We start from the raw sequence: 18,132 nt of genomic DNA, 5'->3' as shown, positions 1-18,132 counted from the left end.
CATTTGCCCTGTATAATTTTTTAAACTATACAATTATGAAGAAAGTAAAATTTTATCCAACAATATGGCAGACTGTTCCCTATTCATTTGATGTATTAGGGCAGTGGGAAACCGAAGGAAAGCAACAGAAGGATTTGGTGCTTCAGAGTATCCAGGCTACCAAAATGGGGATTTCCGAAATGAACCTTAATATTGGCAGTATTTCCGCCATTGATAAAGATGGGCAGGAACATAAAATCGAAAATTTCCCACCAAGGGTGCTACAGATCAAAGGGCTGCATACGGGACATTTTTTAAGGTCGAAAAGTATGTTGCAGTTGCCGGCTGGGGAATATACCGCCTTTAGGTTCTATTTGGCCAAAACCGGTAACAGTTTTGTTCTTAGTAACAAGAGCGTAAAACCTACGTCGCGTTTTGAGTTTCTCGATTTTCAGATTGAGGGAGGACTGGAGATCCGTGGTATCGAAATACCGGAGGTAATCCTGCGATTCGATTTTCAACCGTACGACCTACCTGTTGTTTTCAAAAAAATAGCACAGTTCGCCAGCAATACCAAATGGTTTGTTGCCCGATTGGTGCAGAGCATGGAACAGGAACGCGTAAAAATTTAAGTATTGGCAGCCCCTGAAAAGGGCAGCCAAAGGTATAGAGGTGTATGACACCACATTAAAAAACACAAAAGCCTTTCGGAGACGAGAGGCTTTTTTTGTGTTTTTTTGGAGGTATGGTTTGATTTTTTTGACAAAAAAAAACCCAGCAGTGAAGCTAGGTTTTTATACTACTTTATACTCTTGGGTTAATCTTCCAACAAGTCAATGATATCCTTCATTTTGTTTCGAATGGATTGTGCCAGATCGTTGTTGCCGTCTGTATCGCGTGGCGATATCTCTATAAGGCCATCGTTGTTGCCATCCATTGCCCCACTGAGGTCTACCCCGTTAACGGAATTGAACAAAAGGGAGAGGTTAAAATCGATCACCAAGTTCTCGGTGTTATTGGAAATGGTAACATCCACTGTAGGATCTTCAAAATCGATCTCTATCTCGTCCATGAAATCATGCCAGAAGACAAAGGGAACATCGTTTACGAAGCCTTTGATCAGTACGGATTTGTCAAAGATCTCACTGTTCACATCCTTGCTTTTGTTGATCTTGAACTCCACTTCCTCATAGCGGCCGTTGGGAACGGTCACATTCAGAAAGCTGATCTGTCCCGCCATCAGGTCAAGGGTAAAGGGGCCTTCCAACTCTATCTCATCTTCAAAATCGAAGTAACCGTCGTCATCCCAATCTTCGTTCTGATCCCCTTCCATTTCAAATTCTTCCACATCTATTTCCAGTTCAAATTCCACCAGGTTGATGACGAAGTCGGTGATTTCAATCCCTTCCGCCACGCTCTTGGAGGTGGTCCCTTGTTTGGAAGATGATGTTGCCGAAGTGGTGCTTTTTGCGCTTAGCGCCAGTTTCCCCGAATCCGAAGCGGATTCTTCCTTGGAGCAGGAGATTAATGTAAATGCACTGAGCAGTGCAAGTCCAAGCATTTGATTCAATTGTTTCATAGTAGTAATTATTAAATATTTGGGTTTATGTATGGTAAAACAACTGACTATGGTTTTACCCTACTTTTTTTCGATGAACTACATCAATTACATAAGACAGTATAACGGTAAAGAAGGCTATCTAGTATGAGACCTAGGGTGTGAGCCAGATTTTAAAGTAACACAGCAACCATGGTTCAGTAAAGGATAAAGCATAGTAGTGGGCCATCTCAAGAATTTAGATATGTTGATCAAACAGAACACAATTGGGACAAAAGCATATAATGGCTATTCCTCCTGTCCGCTTGTGACCGATTATGGTAAAATGGTGTTGGCAGAGTTGGATTATGAAAATACCTTTACCCCTGACCCCAAATTAAAGCAAATGCTTGTTTTAAATAGTGCCAAAGAGCATTGGGGATTGTGGATGCTAAAGAAATATGGGTTGCCATATCTCTATTGGAACAAAATGATGAAGGGCAAGAACGATTAACAAACTTCCCCTTTCCAATACAAAAAGATGAAACTTGCTGAGTTACATCTTTTTTTTTTGCCACACATATTTTCAAAAATGAAGGCAGTGGTATTCCTATGGTTCTTGGGTAGTTGCTATAATGGGGTATGGTATGGGAACTGTTGTCATTAAGGCTCATTCGTTTCGGCTTAAAAACTTCTTTTGTGTACATACCCATTGGAAATAAACCTTAATTTTGCCCTACAAATCTTGAATATGTTATAATATTTTTCTTACTTATGAGTTCTAACATCTTGTTAATATAGGACCTTTTTTTAAGGTCTATAGATGATTGTATTAGTAAACTGAAGGTCAGTGGATTAGAAAGAGTACCCTAGTAATAAATGATAAGAGGCCATGAAAAAGACCATTTTTTTTAATTCCCAAATAACCGTCACCACAAGTGGAAAATAACTCCTTGGATACCATAGCACCCATGCTCGATCTGGCCAAGTTGATTGGTGGGGCATCTGCGGTAGGTTTCTCGCACCTAGATGGAGACGGGAAGATCAGTTGCTCCCTTGGTTCCCTAATCCGTCGAGAGGATCAAAAGACCTTGGGCAACTTGGTGGCCCAAACCCTTAGTTCGTCCAATTCCTTGGATATCATTTTTTGTCTTAAAAAAGTAGGTCTTGAACCACTGGTATTGGATGCTGATCATAAGGCAATTTCAGGTCATGTCGGTTGTCCCATAAAGACCCGGGAGGGGGTGGCCCTTGGGGTGCTGCACCTATTCTATGCCCAAACCTTTCAGTTGACTGCCGAGCAGGAAAAGGCCTTGTTGACCGTGGCTTCCCAAATATCCACTACCCTTGAGGCTCAGGAGTCCGAAAAGAAATTGCAGTTGGTGCAGGAGGAGCTCGCCATGCAGAAGAAAGTGAACCGTAATATTGTCATGAATTCCAAATTGAGCCTGTGGACCTGTAACCTGAAAAAACAGGTCCTTTATTTTGATCCAAAATGGGCACAATTATTGGGCTATTCTGAAACAGAATTACAGCCATTGACCATGGAGAAATGGGAATCCATGATACACGCTGGAGATTTGGAGGGGCTAAAAGACAATTGGAAGGACTATTTAAAGGGTCATATTGACCATTATGAGGTTGCCTATAGGATCAAACACAAGGACGGCTCCTGGAAATGGTTTTTGGTAGCAAGCAATACGCTCATCCGCGATAAAGAAGGTATTGTAGTGGAAATGGTGGGTACCATTGAGGATATTACCCAGCAGAAACAGGATTACACCAAACTGGAAGAGGCCATGCAACGATTGACCTACCTGTCCAAGGCCACCTCGGATGCCATCTGGGATCTGGACCTGGTCAAAGAGACCCTGCACTGGAACGATATATTCTTTGAGACCTATGGGCACAAGCCCGATGAGTATGCCAAGGCCGGTTTGACCCTTTGGGCAGAAAATATACACCCTGAAGATAGGGTGCGGGTAGAGGCCAGCTTTGAAAAATCTTTGGAGGAGGACCATGAAACCTGGGAAGAGGAATACCGCTTCAAAAAGGCAGACGGCAATTTCGTTATTGTGAACGATAAGGCCTTTATCATCCGCAATGCCAATGGAAAGGCCGTCCGTATGGTAGGTGCCATTTGTGATATCACGGAGCGGAACAATTACGTACTGAAAGCAAAAATAGCCAATAAGCGATTTCAAAGGATCGCGGACCTTACCAAAGAGGTAATTTATGATTGGGACATCATCAATGAAGATGTGTATTGGGGCTCGGGCTATGAAAAACATTTTGGACATCAACTGCCCAAAAGGAAAGTCACCCTTCAGACCAGGATTAACCATATGCATCCCGAAGATGTCCAACGGGTGTTGGGCCTGCTGAAAGACCTGCTCCGCAACCCGGACGAGAATTATTTTGAGGCGAAATATCGCTATCTAAAGGGCGATGGTACCTATATAGATATCCATGAGAAGGCCAGTATACTGCGAAATGACCATGGTGGACCTTTCCGAATGGTGGGATCCATGCGCGATGTTTCGGAAGAGAATAGGTATTTGGAGAAATTGCGGGATTCCGAAAAGAAATACAACGACCTGTTCCATTTATCGCCCCAACCCTCTTGGGTGTACGATCTGGAGACCCTCAAGTTCCTGGATGTCAATTCAGCTGCCGTAGATTGCTATGGATATAGCAGGGAGGAATTTATGGAGCTAACCCTTTCCGATATTAGGCCCGAAGGGGAGATTACCCCATTAATGAAGGAGATAGCGGATGTGAGAACAAATGCCCGTAGGGTCTTTAACGGGGCCTTCAAGCACCGGAAGAAAAATGGGGAGGTTTTCGATGTACGTATCCACAGCAACCCTATTACCTTTAAGGAACGGGTGTGCCGACAGGTGGTAGCTTTTGATATTTCCGGGCTTACCAAGCATATCGAGACCATTGAATCCCAAAATATCAAATTCAACAAGATCGCATGGATGCAGAGCCATGTGCTCAGGGCACCCTTGGTGCGGATGATGGGCCTCACCAATTTATTGTTGGATCCGGAGGAAAACAATGAGGGAGACCAAGAATTTTTGTTGAAGGAGATTAGAAATGCTTCCAATGAAATAGACCAGATCACCAGGGATATTGCACAGATTACAAATGATTTAAAAACCAATCAACTGTATCAAGATGAATAAGATTGTTCTTGTGGATGACGATCCGATCATACAATTCGTGAATCTTAGGATTCTAAGGAAATACACTTCCCAAGGGGTGGTACAGCTCGAAAATGGAGCTGAAGCATTGGCATATTTCCAAGGGGCGGAAGGGGCGGCAGTCTCCCATTTGGTGTTGTTGGATATCAATATGCCGGTCATGGACGGATGGGAGTTTTTGGATGCCGTATACCAACACGGCCTAGAGGGCAGGATGTCCGTGATCGTATTGACCTCTTCCGTGGATATCCTGGATATGGAAAAGTCGAAAAACTATGGGAACATCATCCATTTTGTCCAAAAACCCTTGACGGCAGACAAAGTGGACAAGATCCCGATGCTGATGGAATATTTGGAACAGGCTTAAGAATTTCATTTTTGACCATAAAAGAATACACCAGCTTCTTGGTGTTTAGGGTAAAAAATCTGCAGTAGGTTTAAAAAAATATTGTCAGGTTAAGGCTCAGGGAATTGGCCTATTGGTCTAAAAGAAACCAAAGGCCGCCAATATCAAGCAAAAAATTACGGCTACCAATATAACTATCAGTACCGCGACCATAATCCTGAGAAATCCGTTCAGGATTTTTATGCCGATGGTTAATTCGTTTTCCATTTCCATTTGATGAACCTTTGTCCTAAATTACGTAATAAATTGCTAATTCTCAATGGAATCATTGAAAATTTCGACTAAATACGGTCAATAAATTATAAATATGGCAAGTATGCGCCCGTAGTTGGTCACAAGCGCTTCTTGTCGTTTTTTTTTGTTTACTCCTTGGTAAATTTCCTTTCCAGATCCTCCAAGGTAATTCCCTTTGTTTCCGGCATCATAAAGATCACAAAAAACAATTGTAGCACCATCATAAAGGCAAAGAATATAAAGATCGGCCAAGGGTTGTCCTTAAAGACCCCATCGGTACTGTCCAAAAAGATAGGGGTGATCAGGGTGATGACCGCTGCAAATACCCAATGTACCCCGGTACCCCAGGATTGTCCGTATGCCCTGACCTTGTTGGGGAATATTTCGGATATAAAGACCCAGATCACGGCCCCCTGTCCAATGGCATGGGAAGCGATAAAGGCACAGATAAAGATGAGTAGAAGGGTAGAGCTTGCCCCTGTATAGAAGCACCAGGCTACCATGGACAAGCTGGCAATATAGCCCAAGGATCCTATTTTCATCAATTGTTTTCTTCCCAGCCTATCGATCAACTGTATGCCAATCAGGGTAAAGATCAGGTTGATGATCCCAATGGAGATGGAGTTGAAGAGGGATTCCTTCCCGCCCAATCCGGCCCTTTCCAAGATCTCTGGGGCGTAGTAGAGCACAAAGTTGATGCCCGAAAGCTGGTTGAAAAAGGCGATCAAAAATGCCAGGACCAACGGTTTTTTGTATTTCCCTTCAAAGAGTCCCTCTTTGGTGGTCTTTACCCCAATGGAAGCTTTTATTTCCGCCAGTTTCACTATGGCCTGGGCTTTGTCCGAGATATAGGTGAGCATCTTTAGGGCCCCAGCCTCATCCTTTTTGTTGATGACCAGCCATCTGGGACTATCCGGTACCTGCAGCACCATGACAGAATAGATCAGGGCAGGGATGGCCTCCACCCCTAGCATCCAGCGCCAATCGTTGGCGCCATCGAATCCCTTGAGCAGGTAATTGGAAATAAAGGCGATAAATATACCGAAGACAATATTGAACTGGTACAGGGCTCCCAGCTTCCCTCTATTTTGGGCCGTGGATATTTCAGATATATAAATGGGTGCCGCTACGGAAGAGGCGCCTACGCCCAGTCCGCCTATAAACCTAAAGAATGAGAACATATAAGGGTCCGTTGCCACTGCAGAGCCCATCGCGGACAGGAAATATAGTACCCCGATCCAGAACAAGGTTTTTCTCCGGCCAAAGCGGTCACATGGAATACCTCCAAAAAGGGATCCCAAAACGGTGCCCCATAGGGCCATGGACATAATAAAGGTGCCATGGAACCAGGGCGAGAGGTTCCATAGTTCTTTGATGGGCAAATTGGCCCCGCTGATCACTACGGTGTCAAATCCAAATAGGAATCCGGCCAGGGCCGCCGTAAGGGAGATTCTGAGTATGCGATTGTTCATGGTTGGTTGGTCAAAGTATGTAAACATACTAAAAAAACAAACGGCATTTTGATAAATGAAAACAAAAGGAAATTGGTCCCATGAAAGCAAGAAGCGTCACCAAATTGAAATTCAGGACGCTATAAAATGGATTTTATATGGTCCAGTATTTTGGTGCTGGCCCCTTTGTTTTGGTTGATATAGGTGGTATTGATATCCCCTGTCTTTTGATGGAATGCCGTGTTTTGCACCAATTCGTCCATGGTTTTTTGCAAGTCCGTTTTGTTCAATATCGGTAGTACGCCTTGTAGGGCTACCAGGTCCTCGGCCTCCTTGAAGCCCTGATATTGTGGGCCTATGAGCACTGGAATCCCAAAAACCGCCGGTTCCAGGGTATTGTGGAGTCCGGTTGCGAATCCGCCGCCCACATAGGCGATATCGGCATAGCTGTAGATCTTGGTGAGGAGTCCCACCGTATCTATGATCAGAACCTCGGCATTGCTGATATCGGCCCTGTCCAATTCAGAAAATAGCACCGTTTTTTTGGTTATGGCCCCTTTGAGCTTTTGGATATGGGTGTCCTTGATATTGTGGGGGGCAATTGCATATTTCAACTGCTGGGAAGGTCTGTTGATATAGTCCAGCAGGACGGCCTCATCCTCTGGCCATGTACTTCCGGCCACCATGCACAGGTTTTCCTGTTTGAAGGTATCCATAAAGGGGAGTGCATTGTTGCGCGCCAGAATTTCCGAGACCCTATCAAAGCGGGTGTCCCCGCCTATGGTGACATGGTGGATGTTGATGGACTTTAGAAGCTCCAGCGAGTTTTTGTCCTGTACAAAAATATGGGAAAAGGATGCCAGTCCCCTACGCATAAAACCGCCGTAGCCTTTGAAGAATATCTGTCTTTTGGTAAAAATGGCGGATATCAACAGGGTGGGGATCTTTTGCGCTGCCAGTTCTTGTAAATAATTGGGCCAAATCTCATATTTTACAAAAATGGCGAGTTTTGGTCGGCCCAATGCAATAAATCTTTCAGCATTCTTTTTGGTGTCCAAGGGAAGGTATAGGACCAGATCGGCCACGGGCGTATTCTTCTTTACTTCATAACCTGAAGGGGAGAAAAAGGTCACCAAGATCTTGAAATCGGGATAGGCCAATTTGAGTTTTTCTATAATGGGCAGGCCCTGTTCAAATTCCCCCAGGGATGCGGTATGCACCCAGATGACTTGGGCTTCCTGGGAAAGCTGTTGTTCCAGTTGGGAAAACACATCTTTTCTACCGTTCACGAACAATTGTAGCTTGGGACTAAAATTGGCGATCAATCGGAGGAGAAAGGACGCTGTCAGTACGGCTAAATTATATAGAAATAACACTCGGTAATCGTTTCGGGCTAAAATACGCTTCTTTAGAACAATACCTTGGCTTCAGTTCCTTATTTTTGTATTATTGTTTATATAAATAATGAAGATGAAGAAAATACAAATGGTAGACCTTAACGGGCAATACCAGTCGATTAAAGAACAGATCAATTCATCCCTGACCCAGATACTAGAAACCACAGCTTTTATTAACGGACCGGAAGTTCATGCCTTTCAAAAGGAGCTCGAAACCTATTTGGGGGTCAAGCATGTGATTCCTTGTGCCAATGGTACGGATGCCCTTCAAATAGCGATGATGGGACTGGGATTGGAGCAGGGGGATGAGGTGATCACGGCCGATTTTACCTTTGCCGCAACGGTGGAGGTCATCGCCTTATTGAAGCTTACCCCGGTATTGGTAGATGTGGATCCGGATACCTTCAATATAGATATTGCGGCTTTGGAAAAGGCCATTACGCCGAAGACCAAGGCGATTGTTCCCGTGCATTTGTTCGGCCAGTGTGCCAATATGGATGCGATCATGGAGATTGCCAAAAAGCACAATTTATATGTGATTGAAGACAATGCCCAGGCCATTGGGGCTACCCATACCTCGGCAGACGGAACCAAAGTGATGGCCGGGACCATAGGGCATGTTGCGGCAACATCCTTCTTCCCTTCCAAAAATTTGGGCTGCTACGGAGATGGCGGGGCCATTTTCACCAATGACGATGACCTGGCGCATACCTTGAGGGGTATTGTAAACCACGGGATGTACGAGAGGTACCACCACGATGTGGTTGGTGTGAATTCCAGATTGGATTCTATGCAGGCAGCGGTACTGAGGGCAAAATTGCCCCATTTGGATACCTATAACAACAAGAGAAGGGATGCGGCCAGAAAATACTCAAAGGCCTTCCAGGGACAGCCAAATATCCGGGTGCCCAAGACTGTCAACGGATGTGAGGGCATTTGTGATACCTGCGATTGTCATGTGTTCCATCAGTATACCCTGCGTATCATGAACGGACAACGGGATGCTTTGGTAAAACATTTGGGAGAACAGGGAATCCCTTGCGGAGTATATTACCCGATTCCATTGCATCGTCAAAAGGCGTATGTGGATGACCGGTACATGGAGGCCGATTTTCCGGTGACCAACCAATTGGTCAAAGAGGTTATTTCTCTGCCCATGCATACCGAGCTAGACGATGAGCAGATCGATTTTATTGCTCAAACAATTATTAAGTTCATTAACGGTTAATTGAAATGAAGATACTCGTTACGGGAGGTTTGGGATTTATAGGGTCGCATACCGTAGTAGAATTGCAAAATAAAGGATTTGAGGTCGTCATCATTGACGACCTCTCCAATTCATCCCAAGATGTGTTGGGGCGTATCACCTCCATTACTGGGAAAGAGCCGGAATTCGAAAAATTGGACCTTAAGGAAAAACCCAAGGTGACCGATTTTTTTAAAAGGCACCGGGATATCCAAGGGGTCATCCATTTTGCGGCCTCCAAGGCCGTAGGGGAGAGCGTGGAAAAACCATTGCTCTATTATGAGAACAATATCAATACCTTGGTGTATGTCCTACAGGAGCTTTCCCAAAAGGAAAAGGTGGGTTTTATTTTTAGCTCTTCCTGTACGGTATACGGACAGGCAGATACCATGCCCATTACCGAAGACGCCCCGGTAAAACCGGCCGAATCGCCCTATGGGAATACCAAACAGATCGGGGAAGAGATTATCCGGGATACCTGTAAAGTGGCCACCGGCCTAAACGCCATCGCCCTGCGCTATTTTAATCCGATGGGGGCCCATCCTTCTGCGGCCATTGGGGAACTGCCCATTGGCGTGCCCCAGAATTTGGTTCCCTTTATTACCCAGACCGGGGTAGGGCTGCGCAAGGAGCTATCGGTCTTTGGGGATGATTATCCGACCTCGGACGGTACTTGTATTCGCGATTATATCCATGTGGTGGATCTGGCCAAGGCCCATGTGGTAGCACTGGAGCGGTTGCTGCAAGGTAAGAACAAGGAAAATTACGAGGTGTTCAATGTGGGTACGGGAACGGGAAGTACGGTGCTGGAAGTGATCCAAAGTTTTGAAAAGGTCTCCGGGAACAAATTGAACTACAAGATTGTGGACCGCAGGGCAGGGGATATTACCACCGCCTATGCCGATACCACAAAAGCCAATAATGTGCTGGGCTGGAAGGCTCAATCTACCTTGGACGAGGCCATGAAATCTGCCTGGGACTGGGAATTGAAAGTTAGGAAAAAATAGATAGATCATATGAAAAAGTTACTCCTTGCCGTACTGGCAATTCTGCCATTTTTGGTAACCGCTCAAGACACGTATTTGCACTGTGGAAAAATCGTGGATGTACAATCGGGAAAGGTTTTGTCCGAAAAAACCATCATAGTCTCCGGGGATAAGATCCAAGAGATCAGGAACGGTTATATTTTGGGTGGGGAGAACGTTAATATCATCGATCTAAAAAACAAAACGGTGCTACCTGGACTTATAGATATGCATGTGCATATCGAAAGCGAGTCCAACCCCAAGACCTATATCAACAGGTATGTACAGAACGAGGCCGATGTGGCCTTTGAATCCACGGTCTATGCCAAAAACACCTTGATGGCCGGGTTTACCACCGTTAGGGATTTGGGCGGTACCGGGGTGAACATCGCCTTGAGGAACGCCATCAACAAGGGGTTGGTAGATGGCCCTAGAATTTTCACCGCAGGGAAGTCCATCGCCACTACAGGCGGTCATGCCGATCCCACCAATGGGATGAAGCGGGACCTGATGGGGGATCCGGGGCCAAAGGAAGGGGTGGTAAATTCTCCTGAAGATGGTAAAAAAGCGGTACGGCAACGTTACAAAGACGGTGCCGATGTCATAAAGATAACGGCTACGGGCGGCGTATTGAGTGTCGCCAAAAGCGGCAGCAACCCCCAGTTTACCGTAGAGGAAATAAAGGCCATTACGGATACTGCCAAAGATTATGGAATGCTGACCGCGGCACATGCCCATGGGGACGAGGGGATGCAGAGGGCCATTATGGGGGGTGTAAAGACCATTGAGCACGGTACCTTCATGAGTGATGCCACCATGGATATGATGGTAAAATACAACAGCTTTTTGGTGCCAACGATCATCGCCGGGAAACAAGTGGTGGAAAAGGCGGCCATTCCCGGATATTTTCCTGAGGTAGTAGCCCAAAAGGCTAGAGAGGTAGGGCCTTTGGTAGCGGATATGTTCAAAAGGGCCTATAAGAAAGGTGTGCCGATAGCCTTTGGTACCGATGCAGGTGTCTTTACACACGGATTGAATGCGAGGGAATTTGGATACATGGTGGAAGGTGGGATGTCTGTCATGGAAGCATTGGCATCAGCAACCATAACCAATGCCGAGCTGTTGGGGATGTCCGAAAGTCTAGGTAAATTGAAGGCCGGATATTTGGCCGATATTGTGGCGGTGGACGAAAATCCCGTGGATAAGGTGGCAACCTTGGAGAAGGTCACTTTTGTCATGAAAAATGGAAAAGTTTATAAAAACGAATAAACCAAAACTTGGGATTGTTCGTAGATAGCATATGGTAGTAAATTTTCCCAATAGCACAAAATTGCTGGAAGCAGCGGAAGCAGAAAACTTGTATGGCAATTTGGTGGCCCAATTGATGAAAGATTTCGGGTTGGCCAATATTTTTATTGAATTGACCGAAGACATAGCTCCAGAAGATCTAAAGAAGGTCATCCATGAAAAGATCTATGTGCTCATCATGGAAAGATTCGCAGAATACCTAAACCTACTTTATATCATAGATGTGCCCGAAAACATGGTCAAGGCCATTGAGGCAGTAGATGTGGTGGAAGTGGCCGAGGAGGTTGCCTTTTTGGTCCTAAAAAGGGAGTGGCAGAAAGTCTGGTTCAAGGCCAAATACAGCTAGGCTGTCCTTTAGAAATAAAATCGGACAAAGGGCATAAAGGGATCGGCATAAATACTCTTTTCCTCATCGTAGAGTAGGTCGTACCGGATACCGAAGGTCACATTGCCATTGCTGTAGCCTATCCCTGCGAATAGTGCCGGCGACCAGTAGTTGTCCACAATATCGGCTCCTTCATATTCAAAACGCCTGTTCACCCGTAGCTGTTCCAATTCTGCGGATAGTTGTATGGGGCGTATGGGATTTACCAGTGTTATCAAACTACCACCGTAGGCGGTCAGTTTGGAGTCCTGGAATTTTGAATAATTGAAATTGAGTCCCGCTCCCACGGCCACATACTCACTGGCCTGGTAAATGGCACTGGGGGCCAGAACGGCAGTGAACGTATCTTGGCCAAATCCGAGTCCGACACCCCCGCCATAGCGCACCTTGCCCCAAAAATCCCCAGAGTTTTGATATCCTTGACCAAGGGCTGAAAAGCTGCTGAACGTTAAAAAAATAGCCAAAATGAGTTGAATTGATACGTAATGCTGTCTTTTCATAATAATCGTTAATTTTTGTAATATTCCCCCCTAAGGTAAGCGTGGAAATGTTAATTGTTGTATTTTTGATTAAATTTTGTTCAAAAGACAGAGATAACCTTCATGGATAAATATTCTTTTTTAAATGCTGCGCATACTTCCTTTTTCGCAGAACTATATGACAAGTATTTAACAAATCCTGATAGCGTTGAGCCGAGCTGGCGAGCGTTTTTCCAAGGTTTTGATTTTGGTCAGGAAAGCTTGTTGGATGATATGGATTTGCCATCAGCATCGGTAGGTGTGGCAATGCCCAATGGGCAATCAGTGGAAATACCGCAAACCCTTCAAAAGGAGTTCCAGGTCGTAAAGCTTATAGATGGTTACCGCAGTAGGGGCCACTTGTTTACCAAGACCAATCCGGTCAGGGAAAGACGAAAGTATTCCCCGACCCTGGATATAGAGAATTTCGGTTTGGAGCAATCCGATATGGACATCGTTTTCACTGCGGGCCAGATCATCGGCATTGGGGCCAGCACCCTAAGGGAGATCATCCAGCATTTGCAAGGGATCTATTGCGATGCCATTGGGGTGGAGTATATGTATATCAGAACCCCGGAGCGTATTGAGTGGATCCAAAACCGGTTGAACATCAATGACAACCACCCAAACTATAGTAACGACCGCAAAAAACATATCCTTAAAAAATTAAATCAGGCCGTAGCTTTTGAGAGTTTCCTGCATACCAAATATGTAGGTCAGAAAAGGTTCTCCCTGGAAGGGAACGAATCTTTGATCCCAGCTTTGGATGCCGTTGTGGAAAGGGCAGCTGAAATGGGCGTGGAGCAGTTTGTGATGGGGATGGCCCATAGGGGTAGGTTGAACGTGCTTACCAATATTTTTGGGAAGTCGCCAAAGGATATTTTTGGAGAATTTGACGGAAAGGATTACGAGCAGGATATTTTTGACGGTGACGTGAAGTACCATTTGGGTTGGACCTCCGATAGGATGTCCGACAATGGAAACAAAATAAAAATGAACATAGCGCCCAACCCTTCCCACTTGGAAACGGTAGGAGCCGTTGTGGAAGGTATTACCAGGGCCAAGCAGGATGAGTACTACCCGGACGATTTTTCCAAGGTATTGCCCATTGTAGTTCATGGGGATGCGGCCATTGCAGGTCAGGGGCTCGTTTACGAATTGGTGCAAATGGCAGATTTGGACGGATATAGGACAAATGGAACCATCCACATTGTGGTGAACAACCAGATCGGGTTTACCACCAATTATTTGGATGCGAGGACCTCTACCTATTGTACGGATGTGGCCAAAGTAACCTTGAGTCCGGTATTGCATATCAATGCCGATGATCCGGAAGCGGTTGTACATGCTGCCTTGTTTGCCTTGGAATATAGAATGACCTTTAAAAGGGACGTCTTCTTGGATCTTTTGGGATATAGAAAGTACGGACACAACGAAGGTGATGAGCCGAGATTTACACAGCCAAAGCTGTACAAGGCCATCGCAAAGCACCAGAATACAAGAGACCTCTATGCGGCCAAATTGATCGCTGAGGGGATCATTGACGATAGTTTTGTTCCAAAATTGGAAGAAGAGTACAAGGCTTCCCTTGAGGAGGATTTGGAGGATTCCAGAAAGCTTGACAAAACGGTCATTACGCCATTTATGGCAGATGAGTGGAAAGGTTTTGAAGCGGTACAAGAGGAGGAGATGATGAAGCCTATTGATACCACTTACGATAAAAAGAAACTTACCGATATTGCCAAGAAAATAACAGAACTGCCCAAGGGCAAAAAGTTCTTGCGCAAGGTGGAAAAATTGATAGGGGACCGCAAGACCATGTTCTTTGAAACGGACAAGTTGGATTGGGCCATGGGGGAGCTCCTGGCATATGGATCCCTGTTGCAGGAAGGGTATAACGTACGTATGTCCGGTCAGGATGTGGAACGTGGTACATTCTCCCACCGCCATGCCGTTGTCAAGGTAGAGGAAAGTGAGGAAGAGATCATGCAATTGAATATGCTTTCCGAAGATCAGGGAAGATTCCAGATTTACAACTCCCTATTATCCGAATACGGGGTGGTAGGTTTTGATTATGGCTATGCCATGGCAAGTCCCAATACGCTGACCTTATGGGAAGCGCAGTTCGGGGATTTCAGCAATGGTGCCCAGATTATGATCGACCAGTATATTTCTGCGGCCGAGGATAAATGGAAACTTCAGAACGGGCTGGTAATGTTGTTGCCGCACGGTTATGAAGGACAGGGAGCGGAGCACTCATCGGCAAGGATGGAGCGCTACCTGCAATTATGTGCCAAGGACAATATGTACATCGCAGATTGTACCACCCCGGCAAACATGTTCCATTTGTTGCGCAGGCAGATGAAATCCAATTTTAGGAAGCCGTTGATCATTTTTACACCAAAGAGTTTGCTGCGCCACCCAAAGGCGGTGTCTACTGTAGATGAAATGGCCAATGGAAGTTTCCAAGAGGTTATTGATGATACTACTGCAGATGTTAAAAAGATAAAGAGTCTGGTATTCTGTACCGGGAAATTCTATTACGATCTATTGGCTGTAAAAGAAGAGAACAATAGGGAAGATGTGGCACTTGTGAGGGTAGAACAGTTATTCCCATTGCCTGCAACTCAAATGAAGGATATCATGGCAAAATATAAAAATGCGGATGATATCGTTTGGGCGCAGGAAGAACCACGTAACATGGGGGCTTGGAGTCATATGTTGATGCATTTCAGTGATGTGAGCAAATTTAGGGTAGCATCAGGAAGATTCTACGCTTCCCCAGCCGCTGGAAGTGCGGTTCGAGCCAAGCGTCGCCACCAGGAGATCATCACCTATGTTTTCGATAAGACCAAGGACAACATGGTAAGAAATAATAAAAACTAATAACGCATCCATTAAAATTATAAAATAATGATTTTAGAAATGAAAGTTCCCTCTCCAGGGGAATCGATTACCGAGGTAGAAATAGCAGAATGGTTGGTAAAAGATGGTGACTATGTAGAAAAGGACCAGGCCATTGCTGAGGTTGATTCCGATAAGGCTACATTGGAACTGCCTGCGGAAGAAAGTGGGATCATCACTTTAAAAGCTGAGGTCGGTGATGCGGTTGCCGTTGGCGAAGTGGTCTGTTTGATCGATACCAGTGCGGAAAAACCGGCAGGTGGTGATAAGGGAGACAGTGCCAAGGCAGAAAAAGAGACCGTGAAGGAAGAGCCTAAAAAGGCAGAAAAACCTGCGGAACCTGCAAAAGCTAAAGAAACTTATGCATCCGGAACAGCTAGTCCGGCAGCCAAGAAAATATTGGAGGAAAAGAATATGGATGCCTCTACCGTCAAAGGAACCGGCCGCGATGGCAGGATCACCAAGGAGGATGCCGTGAAAGCTGTGCCATCTATGGGGACACCAAAAGGTGGCCAAAGAGGGGAGACCAGAACAAAACTTTCCATGTTGCGCCGTAAGGTTGCGGAACGTTTGGTCATGGTAAAGAACGAAACGGCCATGTTGACCACTTTTAACGAAGTGGACATGTCTCCAATTTTTGAGCTTCGCGAGCAGTATAAGGAGCAGTTCAAGGACAAGCACGGAGTAGGACTCGGATTTATGTCCTTCTTTACAAAAGCCGTGATCAGGGCCTTGCAGATGTACCCGGCAGTGAATTCCATGATCGATGGAAAGGAAATGATTTCCTATGATTTCTGTGATATCAGTATCGCCGTTTCCGGGCCAAAAGGATTGATGGTTCCTGTGATCAGAAATGCTGAAAACCTTTCTTTCAGAGGGGTGGAGGCAGAAGTGAAACGTTTGGCCATCAGGGCCCGTGAGGGAGAGATTACGGTAGATGAGATGACCGGAGGTACCTTTACCATAACCAATGGAGGGGTGTTCGGATCTATGTTGTCAACACCAATTATAAATCCACCTCAAAGTGCTATTTTGGGAATGCACAATATCGTGGAAAGACCCATTGCCAAGGACGGAAAAGTGGTTATTGCACCAATTATGTACGTGGCCCTTTCCTATGACCATAGGATCATTGATGGTAAGGAGTCCGTAGGATTCTTGGTAGCCGTTAAGGAAGCTTTGGAGAGTCCGGTTGAATTGTTGATGGACAATAACGTGAACAAAGGATTGGAGCTATAGCCTTCAAAATCTATATAACAGAGAGGCCCGAAGTTAATTTCGGGCCTTTTTTTGTTTAAAGTACACTTGTTTTTTTTCGTAGTCGATAATGGCTTTTCCTTTTTTGAGGATATCTGCCCCGACCACCCCATCTACCGGAAGGGCGTTATGGGAAACGAGGGCTTGGTTCACGTGGCCCAGATCAAAGAGCACGAGTTTCACCTTTTTCTGGGTCCAGGTGCCAATTTCAATGGTATTCTTTGTCGAGATTTGGGTATCCATATTGGTGGCTCCTGCACCTGCGGCCTTGATCTCGGAACTCTTCGGCACCAGTCCAAAATAGGCTATCCTGTCGAAGCCAATACAGGTATTGGAGGCGCCCGTATCCAAAATAAAGCGACCGCTGATGCTGTTTATTTTTGCGATGATCTCAAAATGGTCCGTTGCGGTAAGGACCAAGGGCACTTGGATGTAATTTTTGCTCTTTAAAAATTTTTTGAGGCTTTTCATTTATTTTTTTGGCTAAGATAAGGCTATTTTTGCGGCATGATACTTACCGATACACATACACATTTATACAGTGAAGCCTTTGACGGCGATAGGGACCAGATCATAAAGAAAGCCATGGAGGAGGGGGTGAAGCGATTTTTTATTCCGGCCATAGATTCCACCTACACGGCGTCCATGCTGGCTTTGGAAAAATCCTTTCCGGAAAACATTTTTTTGATGATGGGCCTGCACCCAACCCATGTAAAGGAAAATTTTGAAGAGGAGCTGCAGCATGTGGAGGAAATGCTGAACGGGCACAAATTTTACGCCGTTGGGGAGATCGGGATCGATCTGTATTGGGACAAGACCCTTTTAAAGGAGCAGCAAAAAGCCTTCAAATTTCAGATCCAACTGGCAAAAAAGCATAAATTGCCCATAGTAATCCATTGCAGGGATGCCTTTGATGAAATATTTGAGGTTTTGGAAGGGGAGAAAAGTGATGATCTCTATGGGATCTTTCACTGTTTTACGGGCAATTATGAACAGGCACAAAAGGCCATTGGCTATAACATGAAATTGGGGATCGGAGGGGTGGTCACCTTTAAAAACGGTAAAATAGACACCTTCTTGGATCGGATAGACCCTAAGCACCTTGTTTTGGAGACAGATAGCCCTTATTTGGCACCGGTGCCCTACCGTGGTAAAAGAAACGAGAGCTCCTATTTGACCCTTGTACTGGATAAGCTTGCAGGGATCTATAACCGGAGCAGGGAAGAAATAGCCAACATAACAACGGCCAATTCCAAAGATGTTTTTGGGATATAAA

General features: G+C 45.3%; 15 protein-coding genes and 1 pseudogene. 11 read left to right on the top strand and 5 right to left on the bottom strand.

Features of this window, described 5'->3' with window-relative positions; translation table 11 throughout:
• Window positions 1–35 precede the first annotated feature (35 nt).
• A complete protein-coding gene (locus WAA86_RS08275; RefSeq protein WP_337300529.1) occupies window positions 36–611 on the top strand; it encodes a hypothetical protein in 576 nt (191 codons plus the stop codon).
• A gap of 185 nt (window positions 612–796) precedes the next feature.
• Here the strand turns inward: WAA86_RS08275 and WAA86_RS08270 are convergent, their stop codons facing one another.
• Window positions 797–1,558 (bottom strand): hypothetical protein, encoded by a 762-nt coding sequence (locus WAA86_RS08270; RefSeq protein WP_337300528.1) that lies wholly within the window; start codon window positions 1,556–1,558, stop codon window positions 797–799.
• 253 nt (window positions 1,559–1,811) lie between these two features.
• Here WAA86_RS08270 and WAA86_RS08265 point away from each other — a divergent pair.
• The 3 genes and pseudogenes from WAA86_RS08265 to WAA86_RS08255 form a co-directional block, all read left to right on the top strand.
• Window positions 1,812–2,030: pseudogene (locus WAA86_RS08265) on the top strand (NAD(P)/FAD-dependent oxidoreductase); the annotation flags it as partial.
• Between the two features lie 424 nt (window positions 2,031–2,454).
• On the top strand, window positions 2,455–4,707 hold the full coding sequence (locus WAA86_RS08260) for a PAS domain-containing protein (RefSeq protein ID WP_337300527.1): 2,253 nt from the start codon (window positions 2,455–2,457) through the stop codon (window positions 4,705–4,707).
• Window positions 4,700–5,092, top strand: a complete 393-nt coding sequence (locus WAA86_RS08255; protein WP_337300526.1) for a response regulator — start codon at window positions 4,700–4,702, stop codon at window positions 5,090–5,092. Before WAA86_RS08260 ends, WAA86_RS08255 begins: the two co-directional genes overlap by 8 nt.
• Before the next feature lie 401 nt (window positions 5,093–5,493).
• Here WAA86_RS08255 and WAA86_RS08250 read toward each other — a convergent pair whose 3' ends face one another.
• Together WAA86_RS08250 and WAA86_RS08245 are read right to left on the bottom strand one after the other, a co-directional pair.
• Window positions 5,494–6,837: a sugar porter family MFS transporter gene (locus WAA86_RS08250; RefSeq protein ID WP_337300525.1), complete on the bottom strand. Its 1,344-nt coding sequence runs from the start codon at window positions 6,835–6,837 to the stop codon at window positions 5,494–5,496.
• 119 nt (window positions 6,838–6,956) lie between these two features.
• A complete protein-coding gene (locus WAA86_RS08245; protein ID WP_337300524.1) occupies window positions 6,957–8,192 on the bottom strand; it encodes a 3-deoxy-D-manno-octulosonic acid transferase in 1,236 nt (411 codons plus the stop codon).
• A gap of 94 nt (window positions 8,193–8,286) precedes the next feature.
• On the opposite strand from WAA86_RS08245, the gene WAA86_RS08240 reads away from it, so the two are divergent.
• From WAA86_RS08240 to WAA86_RS08225, 4 genes are read left to right on the top strand one after another with little or no spacing between them, the layout of a single operon-like run.
• Window positions 8,287–9,441: a DegT/DnrJ/EryC1/StrS family aminotransferase gene (locus WAA86_RS08240; RefSeq protein ID WP_337300523.1), complete on the top strand. Its 1,155-nt coding sequence runs from the start codon at window positions 8,287–8,289 to the stop codon at window positions 9,439–9,441.
• Between the two features lie 5 nt (window positions 9,442–9,446).
• Window positions 9,447–10,466: a UDP-glucose 4-epimerase GalE gene (gene galE / locus WAA86_RS08235; protein ID WP_337300522.1), complete on the top strand. Its 1,020-nt coding sequence runs from the start codon at window positions 9,447–9,449 to the stop codon at window positions 10,464–10,466.
• Between the two features lie 9 nt (window positions 10,467–10,475).
• Window positions 10,476–11,753, top strand: coding sequence for a metal-dependent hydrolase family protein (locus WAA86_RS08230; protein WP_337300521.1), 1,278 nt, complete (start codon window positions 10,476–10,478; stop codon window positions 11,751–11,753).
• A gap of 31 nt (window positions 11,754–11,784) precedes the next feature.
• Complete coding sequence (locus WAA86_RS08225; RefSeq protein ID WP_337300520.1) at window positions 11,785–12,138, top strand: hypothetical protein; 354 nt, start codon at window positions 11,785–11,787, stop codon at window positions 12,136–12,138.
• Between the two features lie 8 nt (window positions 12,139–12,146).
• On the opposite strand, the gene WAA86_RS08220 is transcribed toward WAA86_RS08225, so the two are convergent.
• Window positions 12,147–12,677, bottom strand: coding sequence for an alpha-ketoglutarate decarboxylase (locus WAA86_RS08220; RefSeq protein WP_337300519.1), 531 nt, complete (start codon window positions 12,675–12,677; stop codon window positions 12,147–12,149).
• Window positions 12,678–12,779: 102 nt separating this feature from the next.
• Here WAA86_RS08220 and WAA86_RS08215 point away from each other — a divergent pair, with 102 nt between their 5' ends.
• Together WAA86_RS08215 and odhB are read left to right on the top strand one after the other, a co-directional pair.
• Entirely contained in the window at window positions 12,780–15,581 is a 2,802-nt protein-coding gene (locus WAA86_RS08215; RefSeq protein ID WP_337300518.1) for a 2-oxoglutarate dehydrogenase E1 component, read from the top strand.
• 27 nt (window positions 15,582–15,608) lie between these two features.
• Entirely contained in the window at window positions 15,609–16,838 is a 1,230-nt protein-coding gene (odhB, locus tag WAA86_RS08210; RefSeq protein WP_337300517.1) for a 2-oxoglutarate dehydrogenase complex dihydrolipoyllysine-residue succinyltransferase, read from the top strand.
• 33 nt (window positions 16,839–16,871) lie between these two features.
• Here the strand turns inward: odhB and WAA86_RS08205 are convergent, their stop codons facing one another.
• On the bottom strand, window positions 16,872–17,327 hold the full coding sequence (locus WAA86_RS08205; protein ID WP_337300516.1) for a retropepsin-like aspartic protease family protein: 456 nt from the start codon (window positions 17,325–17,327) through the stop codon (window positions 16,872–16,874).
• Between the two features lie 36 nt (window positions 17,328–17,363).
• Between WAA86_RS08205 and WAA86_RS08200 the strand changes: the two genes are divergently transcribed.
• Window positions 17,364–18,131, top strand: coding sequence for a TatD family hydrolase (locus tag WAA86_RS08200; RefSeq protein ID WP_337300515.1), 768 nt, complete (start codon window positions 17,364–17,366; stop codon window positions 18,129–18,131).
• Window position 18,132: the final 1 nt, after the last annotated feature.

The organism is Sediminicola sp. 1XM1-17 (genome assembly GCF_037203765.1).
GTDB lineage: Bacteria > Bacteroidota > Bacteroidia > Flavobacteriales > Flavobacteriaceae > Sediminicola.
This window is presented reverse-complemented; position numbering and strand designations above follow the sequence as displayed.